This window comes from Pseudomonas sp. WS 5412 (genome assembly GCF_012985615.1).
GTDB classification, from domain to species: domain Bacteria; phylum Pseudomonadota; class Gammaproteobacteria; order Pseudomonadales; family Pseudomonadaceae; genus Aquipseudomonas; species Aquipseudomonas shahriarae.
In genome coordinates, this window is record NZ_JAARMB010000005.1 from 287,965 (window position 1) to 307,616 (window position 19,652).

20 protein-coding genes are annotated in these 19,652 nt (G+C 63.7%); all 20 read left to right on the forward strand.

Going from position 1 to position 19,652, the window contains the following annotated elements; translation table 11 throughout:
• The first annotated feature begins 124 nt into the window (after positions 1 to 124).
• Positions 125 to 1,549: an aspartate ammonia-lyase gene (gene aspA / locus HBR94_RS09930; RefSeq protein WP_038444539.1), complete on the forward strand. Its 1,425-nt coding sequence runs from the start codon at positions 125 to 127 to the stop codon at positions 1,547 to 1,549.
• Positions 1,550 to 2,006: 457 nt separating this feature from the next.
• On the forward strand, positions 2,007 to 2,843 hold the full coding sequence (locus tag HBR94_RS09935) for an ABC transporter ATP-binding protein (protein WP_057440627.1): 837 nt from the start codon (positions 2,007 to 2,009) through the stop codon (positions 2,841 to 2,843).
• A 39-nt stretch (positions 2,844 to 2,882) separates the two neighbouring features.
• Complete coding sequence (locus HBR94_RS09940; RefSeq protein WP_115129300.1) at positions 2,883 to 3,875, forward strand: ABC transporter substrate-binding protein; 993 nt, start codon at positions 2,883 to 2,885, stop codon at positions 3,873 to 3,875.
• A 28-nt stretch (positions 3,876 to 3,903) separates the two neighbouring features.
• Positions 3,904 to 4,677, forward strand: coding sequence for an ABC transporter permease (locus tag HBR94_RS09945; RefSeq protein ID WP_057440547.1), 774 nt, complete (start codon positions 3,904 to 3,906; stop codon positions 4,675 to 4,677).
• A complete protein-coding gene (locus HBR94_RS09950; protein ID WP_115129446.1) occupies positions 4,677 to 5,441 on the forward strand; it encodes an SDR family oxidoreductase in 765 nt (254 codons plus the stop codon). Before HBR94_RS09945 ends, HBR94_RS09950 begins: the two co-directional genes overlap by 1 nt.
• A gap of 13 nt (positions 5,442 to 5,454) precedes the next feature.
• A complete protein-coding gene (locus tag HBR94_RS09955) occupies positions 5,455 to 5,994 on the forward strand; it encodes a cupin domain-containing protein (protein WP_029289969.1) in 540 nt (179 codons plus the stop codon).
• A 4-nt stretch (positions 5,995 to 5,998) separates the two neighbouring features.
• Positions 5,999 to 6,877: an alpha/beta hydrolase gene (locus HBR94_RS09960; protein ID WP_170044639.1), complete on the forward strand. Its 879-nt coding sequence runs from the start codon at positions 5,999 to 6,001 to the stop codon at positions 6,875 to 6,877.
• Entirely contained in the window at positions 6,874 to 7,707 is an 834-nt protein-coding gene (locus tag HBR94_RS09965; RefSeq protein ID WP_057440549.1) for an IclR family transcriptional regulator, read from the forward strand. Before HBR94_RS09960 ends, HBR94_RS09965 begins: the two co-directional genes overlap by 4 nt.
• A gap of 1 nt (position 7,708) precedes the next feature.
• Positions 7,709 to 8,506 carry an SDR family oxidoreductase gene (locus HBR94_RS09970; protein ID WP_170044641.1) on the forward strand — a complete coding sequence of 266 codons (798 nt, stop codon included), beginning with the start codon at positions 7,709 to 7,711 and terminating at the stop codon, positions 8,504 to 8,506.
• Positions 8,499 to 10,181 carry a thiamine pyrophosphate-binding protein gene (locus HBR94_RS09975; protein WP_170044643.1) on the forward strand — a complete coding sequence of 561 codons (1,683 nt, stop codon included), beginning with the start codon at positions 8,499 to 8,501 and terminating at the stop codon, positions 10,179 to 10,181. The genes HBR94_RS09970 and HBR94_RS09975 overlap by 8 nt, the downstream gene beginning before the upstream one ends.
• 10 nt (positions 10,182 to 10,191) lie before the next feature.
• Complete coding sequence (locus HBR94_RS09980; protein WP_057444232.1) at positions 10,192 to 10,995, forward strand: aspartate dehydrogenase; 804 nt, start codon at positions 10,192 to 10,194, stop codon at positions 10,993 to 10,995.
• Positions 10,996 to 11,005: 10 nt separating this feature from the next.
• A complete protein-coding gene (locus HBR94_RS09985; protein WP_170044645.1) occupies positions 11,006 to 12,499 on the forward strand; it encodes an aldehyde dehydrogenase in 1,494 nt (497 codons plus the stop codon).
• The gene (locus HBR94_RS09990) at positions 12,499 to 13,464 is read left to right on the forward strand and encodes a VOC family protein (RefSeq protein ID WP_170044646.1); all 966 of its coding nucleotides are present in this window, start codon (positions 12,499 to 12,501) and stop codon (positions 13,462 to 13,464) included. The genes HBR94_RS09985 and HBR94_RS09990 overlap by 1 nt, the downstream gene beginning before the upstream one ends.
• Before the next feature lie 13 nt (positions 13,465 to 13,477).
• On the forward strand, positions 13,478 to 14,620 hold the full coding sequence (locus HBR94_RS09995; RefSeq protein ID WP_057440554.1) for an FAD-dependent monooxygenase: 1,143 nt from the start codon (positions 13,478 to 13,480) through the stop codon (positions 14,618 to 14,620).
• A gap of 2 nt (positions 14,621 to 14,622) precedes the next feature.
• Complete coding sequence (locus tag HBR94_RS10000) at positions 14,623 to 14,940, forward strand: hypothetical protein (RefSeq protein ID WP_057440555.1); 318 nt, start codon at positions 14,623 to 14,625, stop codon at positions 14,938 to 14,940.
• Between the two features lies 1 nt (position 14,941).
• Positions 14,942 to 15,169 (forward strand): recombinase-like helix-turn-helix domain-containing protein, encoded by a 228-nt coding sequence (locus HBR94_RS10005; RefSeq protein ID WP_034116488.1) that lies wholly within the window; start codon positions 14,942 to 14,944, stop codon positions 15,167 to 15,169.
• Between the two features lie 21 nt (positions 15,170 to 15,190).
• Positions 15,191 to 16,225, forward strand: coding sequence for an aromatic ring-hydroxylating dioxygenase subunit alpha (locus HBR94_RS10010; RefSeq protein WP_057440556.1), 1,035 nt, complete (start codon positions 15,191 to 15,193; stop codon positions 16,223 to 16,225).
• Entirely contained in the window at positions 16,222 to 16,629 is a 408-nt protein-coding gene (locus tag HBR94_RS10015) for a Rid family hydrolase (RefSeq protein WP_170044648.1), read from the forward strand. Before HBR94_RS10010 ends, HBR94_RS10015 begins: the two co-directional genes overlap by 4 nt.
• The gene (locus HBR94_RS10020) at positions 16,622 to 17,581 is read left to right on the forward strand and encodes a PDR/VanB family oxidoreductase (RefSeq protein WP_170044650.1); all 960 of its coding nucleotides are present in this window, start codon (positions 16,622 to 16,624) and stop codon (positions 17,579 to 17,581) included. Before HBR94_RS10015 ends, HBR94_RS10020 begins: the two co-directional genes overlap by 8 nt.
• A 447-nt stretch (positions 17,582 to 18,028) precedes the next feature.
• Positions 18,029 to 19,255, forward strand: coding sequence for a hypothetical protein (locus HBR94_RS10025; protein WP_057440559.1), 1,227 nt, complete (start codon positions 18,029 to 18,031; stop codon positions 19,253 to 19,255).
• The last annotated feature ends 397 nt before the right edge of the window (positions 19,256 to 19,652 follow it).

Below are 19,652 nucleotides of genomic sequence, written 5' to 3' on the forward strand. Positions count from 1 at the left end.
CACATCAACATTATGCCGTTTGTGCATAGGCCAGCGCTTAATAGCATTGGCCCAAAAATTTCCACAAGCCTAGCATTCACAGCGTTCCGGCCTAGCCCGGGTCCATATCGAGATGATTTCCGTCATGTCCTCTGCTGCATCATTCCGTACAGAAAAAGACCTGCTTGGCGTACTCGAAGTACCTGCCCAAGCGTACTACGGCATCCAGACCCTGCGAGCGGTGAACAACTTCCGTCTCTCCGGCGTTCCGATTTCGCATTACCCGAAATTGGTGGTCGGTCTGGCAATGGTCAAGCAAGCCGCCGCTGATGCCAACCGCGAGTTGGGCCAGCTCAGCGAAGCCAAGCACGCTGCCATCAGCGAAGCCTGTGCCCGCCTGATCCGCGGCGACTTCCACGAAGAGTTCGTGGTGGACATGATTCAAGGCGGCGCTGGCACTTCAACCAACATGAATGCCAACGAAGTCATCGCCAACATCGCGTTGGAGGCCATGGGCCACAACAAGGGCGAATACCAATACCTGCACCCCAACAATGACGTGAACATGGCGCAGTCGACCAACGACGCCTATCCGACCGCGATCCGCCTGGGTCTGCTGTTGGGCCATGACGCGCTGCTGGCCAGCCTCGACAGCCTGATCCAGGCGTTCGCCGCCAAAGGTGTCGAGTTCGGCCACGTTCTGAAAATGGGCCGCACCCAACTGCAAGACGCCGTGCCGATGACCCTCGGCCAGGAGTTCCGCGCCTTCGCCACGACCCTGGGTGAAGACCTGGCACGCCTCAAGACCCTGGCTCCGGAGCTGCTGACCGAAGTCAACCTGGGCGGCACCGCCATCGGTACCGGCATCAACGCCGACCCGCGCTACCAGGCCCTGGCCGTGCAACGCCTGGCCACCATCAGCGGCCAGCCGCTGGTACCGGCGGCCGACCTGATCGAAGCCACCTCCGACATGGGCGCGTTCGTGCTGTTCTCCGGCATGCTCAAGCGTACCGCGGTGAAGCTGTCGAAGATCTGCAACGACCTGCGCCTGCTGTCCAGCGGCCCACGCACCGGGATCAACGAAATCAACCTGCCAGCGCGTCAGCCAGGCAGCTCGATCATGCCCGGCAAGGTCAACCCGGTCATCCCGGAAGCCGTGAACCAGGTGGCCTTCCAGGTCATCGGTAACGACCTGGCCCTGACCATGGCGGCCGAAGGCGGCCAACTGCAACTGAACGTGATGGAGCCGCTGATCGCTTTCAAGATCTTCGACTCGATCCGCCTGCTGCAACGCGCCATGGACATGCTGCGCGAACACTGCATCGTCGGCATCACCGCCAACGAAGCACGCTGCCGCGAACTGGTGGAGCACTCCATCGGCCTGGTCACCGCGCTGAACCCGTACATCGGCTATGAAAACGCCACCCGCATCGCCCGTATCGCCCTTGAAAGCGGCCGTGGCGTGCTGGAACTGGTGCGCGAAGAAGGCTTGCTCGACGACGCCATGCTCGACGACATCCTGCGCCCGGAAAACATGATTGCCCCGCGTCTGGTGCCTTTGAAGGCCTGAACGCATGTAGCACCGCTCACCAGGTTGAGGGACTAGACACCTCTCACCCTTTTGAGGGCTTGAAGATTTCGATCTTCAGGCCCTTTTTTTTGCTTTTTTAACGCCTGCCCCCTGAGCGAGTTGGCTCGCTCCCACTAGTACCTATATAGAAGCGCGCAACTGCGTTTTATATATAAAACAAATAAGCCGTTTATTAACTTCCCCGCGTTACCTGAAAAAGCACCGACCTCTCGCAACTTCCCATTACATGCCCGAACAGTGTGCAAATTCGTGCCATATAAGAACCAACGTTTCATATATGAAACGTCAAACTTTCAATTACTTAACCCCAAGTCATTCATATAAAAGGACATTTACTAAAAACCTGTAGGAAATAAACCCCTGGCATTGTTCATGCACTAAACGGCGTATCACCTATAAAACAGACCAGAGTACCTTCCTGATGGCTGTGAAAGAGATGTACGCCGTGACGCCCCAATGGAATAACCAAGCTCTCAGGGAAGAGCTGGAGCCGACTGAAATTGAATTTCGCAATGTCGGTAAATGTTTCCCGGCCAAGGGTAAAGCGGACGCGCCCTTCGCCATTCGCGAGGTGAACTTCAAGATTCGCCGGGGAGAAGTGGTGTCGATCATCGGCCCTTCCGGTTGCGGCAAGAGCACCATCCTGAACATGGGCTCGGGTCTGTACCGCCCCAGCGAAGGTGAAGTGTTCGTCGGTGGCGAGCCGGTCACCGGGCCGGTGCCGCAGGTTGCGTTCATGCTGCAGAAGGACCTGCTGATGCCCTGGCGCAGCATCCGCCGCAACGTCGAACTGGGCCTGGAAATCCAGGGCGTGCCTGCCGCCACCCGGCAGAAGGTGGCCCTGGACCTGCTCGACCGCTGCCACCTCAATGGCTACGCCGATCACTACCCGTTCCAGCTCTCCGGTGGCATGCGCCAGCGCGCCGCCCTGGCCCGCACCCTGGCCATCGACCCGCAGGTGCTGTTCCTCGACGAGCCGTTCTCGGCCCTCGATGCCCAGACCAAGATGATCCTGCAACAGGACATGGCACGGATGCTCTTCGACGAGAAGAAAACCGCGCTGTTCATCACCCACGACCTGATCGAAGGCATCGCCATGTCCGACCGCTTGCTGGTCATGAGCGCCCGCCCCGGCACGATCATCGAAGAAATCAGCATCGACCTGCCGTTTCGCGACAACCCCCTGGAGCGCCGCAAGCTGCCGGAAATCGGCCCGCTGGTAGGCCGCCTGATGGAGTTGCTCCAGGTCGGCGCCGACACCGAACTGCACTGATCACCGCCCTTGCGGCCCCCAACCGATTCCGGAGTCCCCATGCTCAAGTCTCTGTTTCAACGTCTTTGCGCCCTCAGCCTGGGCCTCGGTGTGGCCTGTGCCGCCCAGGCGCAGCCGACCAAGGTCACCTACCTGCTGCCGGCGCCGCCCAACTCGCCCGCGTTCGCACCGTGGATCATCGCCAAGGAAAAGGGCTACTACACGGCCCAGGACCTGGACTTGACGTTCATCGCCGCCAAAGGTGGCGTGGATGTGGCCAAGCAGATCGGCGCCGGTAACGCGTTGATCGGCGGGGCCATCGGTGACACGCCTATCGTGGTGCGGGCCAATGGCATCCCGGTACGCGCCGTGGCGGTGCTGGGCGACGGCGGCGTGACGATGATCGCCACCAACGCCAAGGACAACATCAACAGCATCAGCGACCTCAAGGGCAAGACCATGACGGTGATGTCGTACTCCGACACCACCTACTACGCCCTGCTCGCTTCGCTGCGCAAAGCCGGGCTGGGCAAGAACGACGTGAACATCCAGGCCGCCGGCCCCGCCGGCGTCTGGCAGTTGTTCTCCGCCAACAAGGCCCAGGCCATGGCCGGGGTGCCGGACTGGGTGATCAATGCCGAGGAAGCCGGGGTGCAGATCAAGTTGATCCCCCAGGACCAGATCTTCGAAAGCATGGCCCAGGCGATTCTCGCTTCCGACGACGCCATCAAGAACCAGCCCAAGCTCGTGCGCGGCGTGGTCCAGGGCACCCTGCAAGGCATGCGCGACATCATCCAGGACCCGCGCGCCGCTGCCGTGACCTTCGCCAAGGCGGTACCGGCGTATGCCGGCAAGGAGGACTCGCTGGAGAAGATCTTCAAGCTCTACGTCGAACACGTCTACGCCAAGCAGGCCGTGCTCGGGCACATCGATCCGCAGCACCTGGACAAGGTCCTGCAGTTCTATGTCAGCGAAGGCATCGTCACCCAGGCGACCCCGCTTGAGGACCTCTTCACCAACCAATTCGTCGACAGCCCGGTCGCCGCACAGTGAACCACCGGGACATTGAGGTACGTACACGATGAAAAACAATAACTCCGTGCTCGGTAGCGTCGCGCTGCTGATCCTGTTCCTGGTCCTCTGGCAATGGGGCCCCGGCCTGCTCGGCATGCCCGAGTTCGTCATGCCCAAACTCAGCCGCGTAGCCCAGGAAGGCCTGGTGATGTGGCAGACCGGCGGCCTGCTGCAACACACCCTGATCACCGCGCTGGAGATCGTTGTCGGCTTCGCCCTCGGCGCCCTGCTGGGGGTGGTGATCGGTGTCTCGCTGGGCCTGTCGCCGGCTGCCGAGGCCATGTTGTCGCCGTACATCCTGGCCTTGCAGATCGCGCCGAAAGTCGCCTTCGCGCCGCTGTTCGTGATGTGGCTGGGCTACACCATCTACCCGAAGATTCTGATCGCGATCCTGATCGTGTTTTTCCCGGTGATGATCAACGTGCTCTCGGCGATCCGCACCGTCGACCCGGACATGATCAACCTGGTGCGCACCATGAACGCCAACCGCTGGCAGATCTTCCGCCTGGTGGAGTTCCCCTCGGCCATGGCCGCACTGTTTTCCGGCCTGCGCATTGCCTCGACCCTGGCCGTGATCGGCGTCACCGTCGGTGAACTGGTCGGCGGCAACCAGGGCCTGGGCTTTTTGCTGGTGGACGCCGAGGGCCAGGGCAACACAGCCGGGGTGTTCGTCGCCATTGTCGCGCTGACCCTGATTGGGGTGATCGCCTACGGCGCAGTGGTGTGGGCGGAAAAACGCGTCCTGCACTACATGCCCAAAGCCATGTTGAGCACCCAATGATGAGCCGCCATGACCTTTTGCTTGCAGGCCGTCGCGTGCTGGTCACCGGTGGCGCCCGTGGCCTGGGCTATGCCTTTGCCCAGGCCATCGGCCAGGCCGGTGCCCGAGTGGTGATTGCCGATGTGCTGCACGAACGTGTGCAGCAGGCCGCCTGTGAATTGCGGGCGCTGGGCCTGGATGTGCAGGCCGTCACCGTCGACCTGGCCCAACCCGCGTCGATCCAGGCCTGTGTCGACGCGACGATCAGCCTGCTGGGCGGCCTCGATGGCTTGGTGAACAACGCCTCGATCACCAACTCCGGCGGCAAGGGCTGCGAAGCATTGAGCATCGACACCTGGGACCAGGTGATGCAGGTCAACGTGCGCGGCACCTGGCTGATGACCACCGCCTGCCTGCCGGCCCTGCGCGCCAGCGGCCAGGGCGCCATCGTCAACCTGGCCTCGGACACTCCGCTGTGGGGCGCGCCGAACCTGTTGGCCTATGTCGCCAGCAAGGGCGCGATCATCGCCATGACCCGCAGCCTGGCGCGGGAGCTGGGCAGCGACAACATCACCGTCAACGCCATCGCCCCCGGCCTGGTGCTGGTGGAAGCCACCGCCTACGTGCCCGAGGCGCGCCACCGTTTGTACAACGACCAACGGGCCCTGCAACGCCCGCAATTGCCCGAAGACGTCAGCGGCGCCGTGCTGTTCGCGCTGTCCGACCTTGCCCGCTTTATCACTGGACAAACCCTGCCGGTCAACGGCGGGTTCGTCATGCCTTGATCTGGAGACTGTCATGACTGATCTATCTGCCCAAAACGACACCCCGAAAAGCTGGGACCGCCCTGCCGGCGCCAGCCTGGAAAGCTGGATGAGCACGCGCATCGCCCGTTACGAGACGCGCAAGTACGACTGGGATGCCCTGAAGTTCCAGGCTGACTACGACCCCAAGTTCCGCCGCGCGCAAATGCGCTACATCGGCACGGGCGGCACTGGCATCAGCACCGACATGAACACCATCCCGTCGGAGCACTTCACCTTTTCCACCATGGTCATCCCGGCCGGCCATGAAGGCCCGCCGCACCTGCACATTGACGTCGAAGAAGTGTTCTTCGTGCTGCGCGGCAAACTCAAGGTGGTGCTGGAAAAGGACGGCGAGCGCTTCGAGACCATCCTCACCGACCGCGACGTGATTTCCGTGCCGCCCGGCGTGTACCGCGAAGAGATCAACATCGGCGATGAAGACGCGCTGATGTGCGTGATGCTCGGCGCAAAAAAACCGATCACCCCGACCTATCCGCCAGAGCACCCTCTGGCCTCGATCAAGCGCGGGTAAGCCCATGTTGCCAGGACTCACGCACGCCGCTTCGACGGCTGACCTGCAAGCCCAACTGCAGCGCGATTTCCCCCAGCAACGGGTCGCGTCAGCAGGAGGCCAGCAGGCCCTGCGGGTATGCGGCACGGGACCGGCAGTGGTGTTGCTGCACGGCATCGGCTCCGGCGCGGCGTCCTGGCTGCAGGTGGCACAACATCTGGCGGCCCAGGCGCGGGTCATCGCCTGGGACGCGCCCGGCTATGGCGACTCCAGCCCCCTGGAGTCGCAAGTACCCAAGGCCGAGCAATACGCCGCGCGCCTGGTGCAGATGCTCGATGCGCTGGAGGTGGACGAGTGCTTGCTGGTCGGCCATTCCCTGGGCGCACTGACCGCCCTGGCCTTGGCCCGCAGTGCCCAGGCCAGACGCGTGAGCCGCCTGGTACTGATCAGCCCCGCTCGCGGCTATGGCGCGCCCGAGCGCAACGCGCAGCGCCAGCAAGTGCGCCAGCAACGCCTGGACAACCTGCAACGCCTGGGCATCGCCGGGCTGGCCGAGCAGCGCAGCGCCCACATGCTCTCGCCCAGTGCCCAGCCCCAAGCGTTGGCCTGGGTGCACTGGAACATGGCCCGCCTGAACCCGCTGGGCTATCGCCAGGCCATCGAACTGCTGTGCGGCGACGACTTGCTGCGCCACGGCCAACCTGCAATGCCCTGCGAGGTGCATTGCGGCGAAGCCGACAGCATCACCCCACCCGACACCTGCCTGGGCGTGGCCAAGGCCCTGGGTGCCAGCTTCAACCTGATCGCCGACGCAGGCCATGCCAGCCCCATCGAACAACCGCTGGTGGTTGCCGGTCGCCTGGCCTACGCCCTCAAACAATCCCTGACAGGTAGAACCCTATGAACGACTCAGATCTGCTGAAGGATGCTCAGGACAAATACATCGTGCCGGGCCTGGAGCGCGGCTTGTTGCTGCTCTGCGAGTTCAGCCGGCGCAACCGGACCCTGACCGCGCCGGAACTGGCGCGGCGCCTGGCGCTGCCGCGCTCGACGATTTTCCGCTTGCTGACCACCCTGGAAACCATGGGCTTCGTCACCCGCAGCGGCAACGAGTACCGCCTGGGCATGTCGGTGCTGCGCCTGGGCTTCGAGTACCTGGCGTCGCTGGAGCTGACCGAACTCGGCCAGCCACTGCTGGCGCGTTTGTGCGACCGGGTTAACTACCCGAGCAACCTGGTGGTGCGCGACGGGCGTTCCATCGTGTACGTGGCCAAGGTGTCGCCGCCTTCGGTGTTCTCCAACGCGGTCAACGTCGGCACCCGCCTGCCGGCCCATGCCACGGTGCTGGGGCGCATCCTCCTCGAAGACCTGTCACTGGCCGAACTGCGCGAGCTGTACCCCGAGGAGCACCTGGAACAGCACTCCCACTGCACCCCGAAAACCGTGATGGAGCTGTTCGACATGCTCCAGGCCGACCGCCAGCGCGGCTTTGTCAGCGGCGAAGGGTTCTTTGAATCGGCGATTTCCACAGTGGCCGCGCCCGTGCGCGACCAGAGCGGCGACATCGTGGCCGCCCTCGGCGTGACCATCCCGACCACGCAGATCGGTCATGTGAATTTTGAAGAGCTGCTGAACCAAGTGCGGCGCAGCGCCGACGAGCTGTCGCGCCTGCTCAACTACAACGGCGGGGCCCACAGCGGGCAGCCCCGCGTCACTGCCTTGATGAGAGATTGAGATGAGCCTTTATTCATTGCAGGGCCGCACCGCAATCGTCACCGGAGGCTCCTCGGGCATAGGCCTGGCATGCGTCGAACTGCTGCTGGAAGCCGGTGCGGCCGTTGCGTTTTGCGGCCGCGATGCAGAGCGCCTGCGCCGTGCCGAAAGCGACCTGCGCCAACGTTTCCCGCAAGGCCAACTGCTGGCCCAGGTGTGCGATGTGCTCGATGGCGAATCGGTCAACGCCTTTGCCAGCGCCAGCCTGGCCGCGCTGGGCGCCGCCAGCGTGCTGATCAACAACGCCGGGCAAGGCCGGGTCTCGACCTTTGCCGACACCACCGACAGCGCCTGGACCGAAGAGCTGCACCTGAAGTTTTTTTCGGTGATCAACCCGGTCCGCGCCTTCACGCCGCAGCTGCAAAGCCAGGCCGACGCCGCGATTGTCTGCGTCAACTCGCTGCTGGCCAGCCAGCCGGAACCGCACATGGTCGCCACCTCCGCCGCCCGCGCCGGGATCAAGAACCTGGTGCGCTCGATGGCCACCGAGTTCGCCCCGCAAGGCATCCGCGTCAACGGCATCCTGATTGGCCTGGTGGAGTCCGGGCAATGGCGCCGCCGCTTCGAAGCGCGTGAAGAACGCGACCTCGACTGGGCGCAATGGACCGCCCGCCTGGCCCAAAAAAAACATATTCCCCTGGGGCGCCTGGGCCTGCCGATTGAAGCGGCCCGCGCGATCCTGTTTCTGGCCTCGCCTCTGTCGGCTTACACCACAGGCAGCCATATCGATGTCTCTGGAGGCCTGTCCCGCCATGCGTAATGAAAACACTGTCACCGTGGGCGCTGCCATCACCGCCTTTCTCGAACAATGCGACGTCAAGGCCGCGTTCGGCGTGATCTCGATCCACAACATGCCGATCCTCGATGCCTTCGCCGTGCGCGGCAATATCCGCTTTGTCATGGCCCGGGGTGAAGCCGGCGCCGCCAACATGGCCGACGCCTATGCCCGCACCACCGGTGGCCTGGGCGTGTGCCTGACCTCCACCGGCACTGCCGCCGGCAATGCGGCTGGGGCCATGGTTGAAGCGCAGACTGCCGGCACCCCGGTGCTGCACATCACCGGGCAGATCGAGACGCCGTACCTGGACCAGGAACTGGCGTATATCCACGAAGCCCGCGACCAGTTGAACATGCTCAAGGCCGTGTCCAAGGCCGCCTTCCGCGTGCGCAGCGTCGAGACCGCCATCAGCACCCTGAAGCTCGCGGTGCAGACCGCGCTGACCGCGCCCACCGGCCCGGTCAGCGTCGAGATCCCGATCGACATCCAGTCGGCCTTTATCCCAATGCCCACCGACCTGTCGCCACTGCCGATCCCGGTCGCTGTACCGGCACCGGAAGCCCTCGACCTGGTGGCCGCGCGCCTGGCCAGTGCCAAACGCCCGATGCTCTGGCTCGGCGGCGGCGCGCGGCATGCCGGGGCGCAGGTCAAGCGCCTGCTGGCGATGGGCGTGGGGGTGATCACCTCGACCCAGGGTCGCGGCGTGGTTAACGAAGACGACGAACGTTGCCTGGGGGCCTTTTCGCAGAACAAGCGGGTCGAGCAGTTCCTGCAAACCTGCGATGCACTGCTGATCGTCGGGTCGCGCCTGCGCAGCAATGAGACCTTCAAGTACGCGCTCAAGCTGCCGCAGAACACGCTGCGCATCGACGCCAACCCGGCCATCGAAGGCCGCAGCTATGCCAGCGAACTGTTTATCTGCGGCGACGCGGCCCTGGCCCTGGAAGGGTTGGCTGACCGCCTGGAAGGCCGCCTGCACACCGACCCGCAGTTCCTCGCCGAACTCAAGGCCGTGCGTGAACAGTCGCGCAGCCAACTGGTGGCGGACCTGGGCCCGTACTCGGCGATGGTCGAGCAATTGCAGGCCAGCACCGGGCGCAACTTCTCCTGGGTGCGCGATGTGACCCTGTCCAACAGCATCTGGGGCAACCGCCTGCTCAACCTGTACCACCCACGCGCCGGGGTTCACGCCTTGGGCGGCGGTATTGGCCAGGGCCTGGCGATGGGCATCGGTGCCGCGGTGGCAGCCGCTGAAACCGCGCCCGAGCGCAAGGTGTTTGCCCTGGCGGGCGATGGCGGTTTCATCCTCAACCTGGGAGAGCTGGCGACCCTGGTCCAGGAGCGCGCCAACCTGGTGATTCTGCTGATGAACGACCAGCGCTACGGGGTGATCCGCAATATCCAGGACGCGGTCTACGGCAGCCGGCATTGCTATGTCGACCTGCACACCCCGGACTACACCAAGCTCGCCGAATCCATGGGCCTGCGCCATGGCCTGGTCACCGACCTCAAGGATTTCGGCAAGGTGGTTGACAGCGCCTTGAGCCAGCCCGGCCCGTTCCTGCTGGAAGTGGACATGCTCAGCGTGGGCAACTTCGCCACCCAGTTCGCCGGCCCGCCCAACAGCGAAACCAAAGCCCAGAAGGCCACCGCCTGAGGATCGTCGCATGTTGCATATCACCATGATCGGCTGCGGCGCCATTGGCGTCGGCGTGCTGGAGCTGCTGGAGAACGATCCGCAGTTGTGCGTGGATTACGTCATCGCTTCCGAGGGCTCCGAAGCCCTGGTGCGCCAGCGCCTGGCCAGTTTCAAACAACCGCCGCAGGTGCTGACCGCCTTGCCGGCCGATACGCGCCCGGATTTGCTGGTGGAGTGCGCCGGCCACCGCGCCATCGAAGAGCATGTGCTGCCGGCCCTGGAGCGTGGGATTGCCTGCCTGATTGTGTCGGTCGGCGCCTTATCCGAAGTGGGCCTGGTGGAACGCCTGGAGGCCGCCGCCGAGCGCGGCAAGACCCGCATCGAGCTGCTGCCCGGGGCGATTGGCGGTATTGATGCGTTGTCGGCGGCCAAGGTCGGCGGCCTGGACTCGGTCAACTACACCGGGCGCAAGCCAGCCCGCGCCTGGAAGAACACTCCCGGCGAGCAGGCTTGCGACCTGGACAGCATCCGCGAAGCCACGGTGATCTTCCAGGGCAGTGCCCGTGAGGCCGCGCGGCTGTACCCGAAAAACGCCAACGTTGCGGCCACCCTATCCCTGGCCGGGCTGGGCCTGGATCGCACCCACGTCACGCTGATCGCCGACCCCCACAGCGACGAAAACGTCCACCACTTCGAAGCCCGTGGCGCCTTTGGCCGTTTCGAGTTGAGCCTGCGCGGCAAGCCGCTTTTGGCCAACCCCAAGACCTCGGCGCTGACCGTGTACAGCGTGGTCCGTGCCTTGGGCAACCACGCCCATGCCATCTCAATTTAGGAGCCCGTCGATGACCCTCGAACAGACTTTACCGATCTGCATCGCCGGCCACTGGCGCCTGGGCCGTGGCGAGCGCTACGCCAGCCGCTACCCGGCCACTGGCGAGGCCGTGGCCTGGCTTAACGCTGCCGATTTGCAGGATGTGGAAGACGCCATCCAGGGCGCGCACCAGGCCTTCCTGCACAGCGGCTGGGCCCAGCGCAAACCCCATGAGCGGGCCGGTGTGCTGTACCGCATCGCCGAGCTGATCCGCCTGCACAGTGAGGAACTGGCGCAGCTGCAACGCCAGGACAACGGCAAGCCGATCAATGAAACCCGTGCGCTGGTGGCCAGTGCGGCCGGCACTTTCCAGTTCTTCGCCGCCGCCTGCGAAACCCTGGAAGAAACCATCACCCCGTCGCGCGGTGATTTCGTCAGCATGAGCGTGTATGAGCCGATGGGCGTGGTCGCCGCGATCACCCCGTGGAACTCACCGATTGCCAGCGAGGCGCAGAAGGTCGCGCCAGCCCTGGCGGCGGGCAATGCGGTGGTGATCAAACCGGCGGAAATCACCCCGCTGCTGGCCCTGCGCCTGGCCAGTCTGTGCGAAGAGGCCGGCCTGCCCAAGGGCCTGATCAGCGTGCTGCCCGGCAAGGGCTCGCTGCTGGGCGACGCCCTGACCCGCCACCCGCTGGTCAAGCGCGTGTCGTTCACCGGCGGCACCCGCACTGGCAAGCACATCGCCCATATCGCCGCCGACAAGATGATGCCGGTGTCTTTGGAGCTGGGCGGCAAGTCGCCGACCATCGTCCTTGATGACGCCGACCTCGACCACGCGGTGGCGGGCGTGCTCTACGGCATTTTCAGCTCCTCGGGCGAGGCCTGTATTGCCGGCTCGCGGCTGTTTGTCGCGCGCGCCCTGTACGAGCCCTTTATGCAACGCCTGGTAGCCGCCGCCGCGAACCTGCGCATGGGCGACCCGGCCGACGAAAACACGCAGATGGGCCCGCTGATCAGCGCCGGCCATCGTGAATCGGTGGAACGTTATGTCGCCCTTGGCCTGGCCGAAGGCGGGCGCCTGCGCCTGGGCGGGCAGCGCCCCAGCGGTGGTCTGTATGACCAGGGCTACTTCTACCCGCCGACCATTCTTGAGGGCCTGCACAACCAACAACAGGTATGCCAGGAAGAAATCTTCGGCCCGGTGCTGGTGGCCATGCCCTTCGACGACGAAGAGCAATTGCTGGAGCAGGCCAACGACAGCCTGTACGCCCTCGCGGCAGGCATCTGGACCCGCGACTACAAGCGCGGCTGGGCCCTGGGCCGGCGCTTGCAGGCCGGCACGGTGTGGATCAACACCTACAAACAGTTCTCGATTTCCACACCGTTCGGCGGTTGGCGCGACAGCGGCCTGGGCCGCGAAAAAGGCCGCCTGGGGATCCTGCAATACATGGAACAGAAGAGCCTCTACTGGGGCATGAACCAACAGCCACTGGCCTGGGCCGGTGTGCCACACGAGGTAGCGTGATGAGCGTTTTAGGTATTGATGAAGTCACCTATGGCGTCGAGGACCTCGACACCTGCGTGCGTTTTTTCAGCGACTGGGGCCTGACCCAGGTCAGCACGCAACCCGATGAGGTGATCTTCGAGACCCTCAATGGCTGCCGCGTAGTGCTCGCCGACCTGAACAAACCCGGCCTGCCGCCCGCCATCGAGGCCGGCTCCACAGTGCGCGAAGTGGTGTGGGGCGTGGCCGACGCGACGGACCTTGCGCTGTACGCCGAACGCATCGCCAACGACCCGGGGTTTATCGAGGGCAACGGGCGCATCGGCTGCACCGACCCCAACGGCCTAGCGATCCGCCTGCAAGTCACGCGTAAGCGCGAGCTGGAGATTGAGTGCAGCGGCCACAACACCTGGCAGACCAAGGGCCGGATCAACAAGGCGGCGCCGATCTACGAGCGCGCCACGCCGATTGAAGTCGGTCACGTGGTGTTTTTCGTCAAGGACGTGAACGCCTGCGAAGCCTTCTACCACGGGCGTTTCGGCTTCCAGGCCTCGGACCGCTATCCGGATCGCGGGGCCTTTTTGCGCACCGCCGAGGAAGGCGGCCACCACGACCTGTTCATGCTGCAACTGCCGGCGCCACGGGCCGGCCTGAACCATGTGGCCTTTACCGTGCGCGATGTGCACGAGGTGTTTGGCGGCGGCATGCACGTGTCCCGCAGCGGCTGGCCGACCGAGATTGGCCCTGGGCGTCACCCGGTGTCTTCGGCGTTTTTCTGGTACTTCAAGAACCCGGCCGGCGCGCTGGTGGAGTACTACGCCGACGAAGATCAACTGACCGGCGAATGGCAGCCACGCACCTTTGAGCCGGGCCCCACGGTGTTCGCCGAATGGGCGATTGCCGGCGGTATCGACGGCAATACCCGGCGCCAACAACACGTCGAGGCGCCGCAAGGCAAGTTCCTCACCGACAAACCCAAATCCTGAGCAGGAGTCGCCCATGCCTTCCCTGAATATTGCTATCGCCGGTGCCGGTATCGGCGGCCTGACCGCCGCCATCGCCCTGCACCGCGCCGGTCACCAGGTCACCGTGTTTGAACAGTCCAAGGCCTTTTTGCGGGTCGGCGCCGACATTAACCTCACCCCCAACGCGGTACGTGCGCTGGATGGCCTGGGGATTGGCGCCGCCGTGCGCATCCCGGCCGCCCGGCCGACCCATCGCATCAGCCGGATGTGGGACAGCGGCGAAGAGACTTCACGCCTGGAAATGTCCGACGCCGCCGAGCAGAAATACGGCGCCCCGCAACTGACCATCCACCGCGCCGACCTGCTGGCAGCCCTGGCCGAAGTGTTCCCGCTGGAGCAGGTGCAGTTCGCCAAGCGCGCCGAGCGGGTTGAGCACACTGACGACGGCATCTGCCTGCACTTCAAGGACGGCAGCCAGCACCGCTGCGATGTGCTGATCGGCGCCGACGGCATCCATTCGGTGGTGCGCAACGCGCTGTTTGGCGAAGAGCACCCGCGCTTTACCGGGGTGGTGGCGTACCGCGCGGTGGTGCCGGCCGAGTTGGTGGCCCATGTGCCGAATATCCAGGCCTTTACCAAGTGGTGGGGCCCCAACCCGCAGAGCCAGATCGTTACGTTCCCGCTCAACCAGGGCAAAGATATTTTTATCTTCGCCACCACCGCCCAGGACAGCTGGCACGAAGAGTCGTGGACCAGCGCTGGCGATGCCGACGAGCTGCGCAGCCACTATCAGGCGTTCCACCCCGACGCCCGTGCCCTGCTGGATGCGTGCAGCGATGTGCTCAAGACCGCGCTGTATGAGCGCGACCCGCTGCCGTTCTGGTCCAAGGGCCCGATCACCCTGCTGGGCGATGCCTGCCACCCGATGATGCCGTTCATGGCCCAGGGTGCCGGCCAGGCCATCGAGGATGCGGTGGTGCTCGCCCGTTACCTGCAAGACCTCGACAGCCCGTCCCAGGTCGCCGCGGCCTTGCAGGGCTATCAGCAGGCGCGCCTGGAACGCACCAGCCAGATCCAGATCGGCTCGCGGGGCAACCAGTGGCTCAAGGACGGCGGCAACGCCGATTGGGTCTATGGCTACGACGCCTGGACCATCCCCACCCAAAGCGCGGCCTGAACATGAGCGACAGCTTGCTGGTGACCGTGCTGCTCAAGCACGACCAATCGAAGAACCTGGAAGACATTCAGCGGCATATGAAGCAGCAGGATTGGTGGGAGCGTTTTCCACCGCAGGGCGTGGAGTTGGTGAGCTGGACCGTGGCCATGGGCCTAGGCCAGATCGTCACCCTGCGCTTGCCGCCGAGCCTGCTGCCAGCCCTTAACGTCGAGCTTGAGCGCTCGGCGTGGGGCGTGTTCAGCACTGAAGTTTTCCCGACATACGACTTTATCCCCGTGCGCGAAACCATCCGCGAACGGGTACGCAACGGAGGTCAATGACATGAGCACTACCGAACGCTTCCTCGAGCCCCATCAGGCGCGCAAACGGCCCAATACCCAGTTTGAAGAGCTGCTGGGCGACTCCATCGAACGCGCCTTCGGCAACGGCGTGACCGAGCTGCCGGCGCTGCTCGCCCACCTCAACCTGGCCGGCCCGCCCTGCCCGCTGACCAGCGGCGAGTGGACGGCAGATGCCTATCAAACCCTGATGGCCCGGCTGGGCGAATGACCCGGCAGAAGGAATAGAACAATGACTATGCAATTGACCGTCGACCCTGTTGAAAACCATCTGGCCAATGGCCTCAAAGACCTCTGGTTCCCGGTGTTGCCTTCGGACCTGTTGGGGGAGAAGCCGGTGTCGGTGCGCCGCCTCGGCTACAAGATCGCCCTGTGGCGCGACAACGATGGCCGCGTACACGCCCTCGAAGACCATTGCCCCCATCGCGGCGCGCCGCTGTCCCAGGGCCCGGTGCTGGGTGATCGCCTGCAATGCCCGTATCACGGCGTCGAAGTGCGCTGTGACGGCACCGTGACCAAGGTGCCCGGCAGCCCCGGCTGCAAACTCGAAGGCAGCCGCCCGACCCGCATGTTCCATACCCGCGAAGCGGCAGGCGCGATCTTTTTGTTCAATGCCACCGACGCGCATTTAGAGACCCCGCCGGAACTGGTGCTGCCCGAGCAACTGACCTCGCCGGAGTGGAGCAGCTTCGTCTGCTACACCGAGTGGAAAGGCGACTACCGCTACGTGATCGACAACGTCATGGACCCGATGCACGGCACCTACCTGCACAAGATGTCGCACTCGATGAGTGAAGGCGAAGCCACCGCCAAGTTCGTCACCCGCGACACCGACAACGGGTTCTTCTTCGAGAAGGAAGGCCAGCGCGGGGTGAACTTCGACTGGACCGAGTTCATGGACAACGGCTGCCATTGGCTGCGCCTGGAAATCCCCTACCCGAAAACCGGCGGCCCGGGCGGCAACTTCACCATTATCGGCAGCTACACGCCGAGCAGCCGCGCGCTCTCGGCGGTGTTCCACTGGCGCTGCCGACCGCTGACCGGCTGGCAGCGCGACACCTGGCGCTTCCTTTACAAGAACCGCCTGGAAGCGCGGCACTGGGCCGTGCTGGAGCAGGATCGGGTGCTGCTGGAATTCATGGAGCCGGACGCCAACCAGCGCGAAAACCTCTACCAGCACGACCTGGGCGTGGTGCGCATGCGCCGTTACCTGAAAAACGCGGCCAAGGCCCAGCTTGAACTGATCGACGCGAAGCAACTGCCATGAACGCGGTCGTGGTGGCGCCCGCCGGGGCCAGTTGGTCGAATGCGCTGCTGATCGGCCGCGAAGTGGTGATGTCGGGGATGGCCGCGCACCCCGCCAGCCGCGAGGCCCCCCTGGATTGCTACGCCCAGACCCTGGTGGTGCTGGGCAAGATCCAGGCGCTGGTGACGGCGGCCGGCGGGCACGTGGGCAATATCTACCGGCTGACGGTGTACCTCACTGATATCGCCGACAAAGACCAAGTGGGCCGCGCCCGACGGGATTTTTTCGCCGGGCAGGCCGTGTTTCCCACGTCCACCCTGGTGGCCGTCAGCGCGCTGGTGTTTCCTGAACTACGGGTCGAGATCGAGGCCAGTGCCCGGCTCGATGTCGACCTGCGTACCGTCACAGAGGTGAATGATGTCTAAGCCCTCCCTGCTCAATGCCCGCGTGCATACCCTGCGCTATGAAGCCGAAGGCATCATCAGCGTGGAGTTTCGGCCGTTGGGCGATACCGTGTTCCCGCCGTTCGAGGCCGGCTCGCACATCGACCTGCACCTGGCCAACGGCCTGGTGCGCAGCTACTCGCTGCTCAACTCCCCCAGCGACCAGGGGCGCTACACCGTGGGCATCCTGCGTGACCGCAACAGCCGCGGCGGCTCGGAATATGTGCACAGCCAACTGCGGGTCGGCATGCCGCTGTCGATCTCGGCGCCGCGCAACAACTTCGCGCTGGACCTGAGCGCCAGCCACAGTGTGCTGGTGGCCGGTGGCATCGGCATTACCCCGATCTACTGCATGTTCCGCCAGTTGCTGGCCCAGGGAAAATCCGCCGAGCTGATCTATTGCGCGCGCTCGCGCCAGGAAGCGGCATTGGTGGAAGCCTTGAACGGCCTGGATGCGCGGGTGGTGTACCACTTCAACGACGAGAAAGGCGTGCCGCCGGACCTCGCCGCCTACCTCGCTGGCCAGCCGACAGATACGCACTTCTACTGCTGCGGGCCGACGCCGATGCTGGATGCGTTCGAGGGCACCTGTGAGCGCCTGGGTTATCCCCATGCGCACATCGAGCGCTTTACCGCCGCCGAACTGCCGCCCAGCGAAGATGCCCAGAGCCGCTATAGCGTGGAGCTGAAAAAGTCCGGCAAGACGCTGTCGGTGGAGCCCGGTTTGAGTTTGCTGGATGTGCTGCTTGAAGCCGGTTGCGACATTGATCACAGCTGCCGCGAGGGGGTGTGCGGCTCCTGTGAAACGCGGGTGGTGGAAGGCGAGATCGACCACCGCGACGGGGTACTGACCAAGGCCGAGCGTGCGGCGAACACGTCGATGATGGTGTGCGTTTCGGGCTGCAAGAGCCGGCGCTTGGTGCTGGACCTTTAGTCTGCATAGGCTCGGTGGTGGGGCTGTTGTGGCGAAGGGGCTTGTCCCCTCGCCACAATGTCAGGCAGACCATCTATCGAGTAAATAAGTAGGCAACTTATTATTCACCCGTAAAACACAAAATTGCCCGTTTCATTGGCAGCGTGCAATAAAGACGCACCTATCACGAGCAACTTTGTTACCGCACTTACAGGTTGTTTCATGGGTTATACAAAGCGCTTTGTTTCCCATATAAACAATTGTTTTCAAGCAGGTTTTTATAAAACCCCAGTAAATACGCCGCCTGGCACACTTCCTGCTCTACTCCTGTGCATTCACTGATTAAACGGCGTTTCGCCGATAAAACAATAATAACCAACACTTAAACCCGGTAAGACCCGCTCCCTCCTTAGTTGCCTTTAAAGGCAAGCGGACGAGTGTTGCCGATTACCCGGTAGAGAGGTCTCTATGAAGCGTGTCTTGTGTGCAGGATTGATGTTTGCCAGTTTCAGCAGTTTCGCCGCAGAACCCATCCCTTCCGAACCGGTGCGGGCCAACGCCGCCAATAAACCATTCCCGCATATTGCCTGGCGCAGTGAGGCCGGCGACGCCAGCCTGGATATCGGCGGTGCGCTGCGTACCAACTATCGCGACGAGCATTGGGACACCACCGAGAACAATGGCCGCTTCCTCTTCGACACGTTCCGCCTGGACGTGCAGGCCACCTACAAGAGCCTCTATAGCGATATCGGCTACTGGTTCCAGGACGACGGCAAGCGCTCCATCGACCGTGGTTTCGTCGGCTATCGGCTCAATGCCAACTCCAACGTGCAACTGGGAGCGCCGTTCAAGCCGTTTGGCCTGGAGCCGTATCCGCAATTTGGCTGGAGCTACCACCTGCCGTTTTTCATGGGCTATGCCTCAAGTGCCGGCACCGGCCTCAAGTACAGCTACAAGGACCAGGACTGGGACGTGCAACTGGGTTTCTTCCCGCGCATGTTGCCCAGCGACCTTCGCTACTCGCCTGAAGTCGGGCGTTACGCCGACCTGAAGGACAATGCGATTGCCGCGATCCAATCGCGCCAGGACAACGAGAAGCGCAACCAACTCAACGCCCGCGTAGCACGGACCTTCAACAGCGATGGCTGGAAAACCGAGATCGGCGCCTCGCTGGCCACCGCCCAGCTGTACAACGCCACCACCCGGGACGACGGCGACTACTGGGCCGCCGGTGTACACGCCATCATCAACAAGGGGCTGTGGACCGTTACCAGCCAGGCCATCCGCTACGAATACGACCCTGAAAACCCCACCGGCGTCAGCAAGGACTCGGTGCTGATGGGCGGCAACGGCCTGACCCCCGCGTACCTGATCGCGTCCAAGGCCACCCTCGCCTCGATCAACCTCGGCTATGACGTCTACACGCCGACGCTGGGGCAGTTGAAGAAGGTCAAGTTGTACACCGACTACAGCCGGATGATGAAAGACAAGAGCGCCTGGGATGATTCGCAGATGTTCACCGTGGGCGCGCAGTTCCTGGCGATGCCGGTGATGGCCTGGGTCGACTTTACCTGGGCGCGCAACGCCAACCCCTATGGCGGGGCCGAGAATGGCAGCGGCTTTACCAATACCAGCTCGGTGGGCAGCAACGAATGGTATTACCGCACCAACGTGAATATTGGTTACTACTTCTAACCAGGCAACAAAAATCAAAGGTGGGAGCTGTTGAGCCTTGGCGAGGTTGCGATGGGCATGAGTCTCTACACGACTTGCTCTTTTTTGGTTGTGGGGTGTGAGTACATATCCATTGCTGCGGTCATGGCCACTTAGGGTTCCGCCCTTACGGCGGCTCACTTTGGAAGAGCGCCAAAGTAAGCAAAGCGCTCTTGCCCCACCACTCGGTGCCTCGCCTAGGCTCGGCATGCCCGCAGTCAGGCATTGCTCCGTGGGCCCGCCGCGATCGGCCATCCCTGGCCGTGTCGCGGCTACCCCGGCATCCATGCCGGGGTGCCCACTGCGCAATACCTGCCTGCGGCCATCGTGGTTTAACGGGGCGCCTGAGATCAAAAGCCAGATCAAAAGCAGAGCAACA

Coding starts and splice junctions, on each gene's coding strand:
- HBR94_RS10015 (WP_170044648.1), top strand. CDS start 16,222: ATGAACGCGGTCGTGGTGGCGCCCGCCGGGGCCAGTTGGTCGAATGCG.
- aspA (WP_038444539.1), top strand. CDS start 125: ATGTCCTCTGCTGCATCATTCCGTACAGAAAAAGACCTGCTTGGCGTA.
- HBR94_RS10000 (WP_057440555.1), top strand. CDS start 14,623: ATGAGCGACAGCTTGCTGGTGACCGTGCTGCTCAAGCACGACCAATCG.
- HBR94_RS09995 (WP_057440554.1), top strand. CDS start 13,478: ATGCCTTCCCTGAATATTGCTATCGCCGGTGCCGGTATCGGCGGCCTG.
- HBR94_RS09935 (WP_057440627.1), top strand. CDS start 2,007: ATGTACGCCGTGACGCCCCAATGGAATAACCAAGCTCTCAGGGAAGAG.
- HBR94_RS09975 (WP_170044643.1), top strand. CDS start 8,499: ATGCGTAATGAAAACACTGTCACCGTGGGCGCTGCCATCACCGCCTTT.
- HBR94_RS10025 (WP_057440559.1), top strand. CDS start 18,029: ATGAAGCGTGTCTTGTGTGCAGGATTGATGTTTGCCAGTTTCAGCAGT.
- HBR94_RS09990 (WP_170044646.1), top strand. CDS start 12,499: ATGAGCGTTTTAGGTATTGATGAAGTCACCTATGGCGTCGAGGACCTC.
- HBR94_RS10010 (WP_057440556.1), top strand. CDS start 15,191: ATGACTATGCAATTGACCGTCGACCCTGTTGAAAACCATCTGGCCAAT.
- HBR94_RS09965 (WP_057440549.1), top strand. CDS start 6,874: ATGAACGACTCAGATCTGCTGAAGGATGCTCAGGACAAATACATCGTG.
- HBR94_RS09950 (WP_115129446.1), top strand. CDS start 4,677: ATGAGCCGCCATGACCTTTTGCTTGCAGGCCGTCGCGTGCTGGTCACC.
- HBR94_RS09985 (WP_170044645.1), top strand. CDS start 11,006: ATGACCCTCGAACAGACTTTACCGATCTGCATCGCCGGCCACTGGCGC.
- HBR94_RS09940 (WP_115129300.1), top strand. CDS start 2,883: ATGCTCAAGTCTCTGTTTCAACGTCTTTGCGCCCTCAGCCTGGGCCTC.
- HBR94_RS10020 (WP_170044650.1), top strand. CDS start 16,622: ATGTCTAAGCCCTCCCTGCTCAATGCCCGCGTGCATACCCTGCGCTAT.
- HBR94_RS09980 (WP_057444232.1), top strand. CDS start 10,192: ATGTTGCATATCACCATGATCGGCTGCGGCGCCATTGGCGTCGGCGTG.
- HBR94_RS09945 (WP_057440547.1), top strand. CDS start 3,904: ATGAAAAACAATAACTCCGTGCTCGGTAGCGTCGCGCTGCTGATCCTG.
- HBR94_RS10005 (WP_034116488.1), top strand. CDS start 14,942: ATGAGCACTACCGAACGCTTCCTCGAGCCCCATCAGGCGCGCAAACGG.
- HBR94_RS09970 (WP_170044641.1), top strand. CDS start 7,709: ATGAGCCTTTATTCATTGCAGGGCCGCACCGCAATCGTCACCGGAGGC.
- HBR94_RS09960 (WP_170044639.1), top strand. CDS start 5,999: ATGTTGCCAGGACTCACGCACGCCGCTTCGACGGCTGACCTGCAAGCC.
- HBR94_RS09955 (WP_029289969.1), top strand. CDS start 5,455: ATGACTGATCTATCTGCCCAAAACGACACCCCGAAAAGCTGGGACCGC.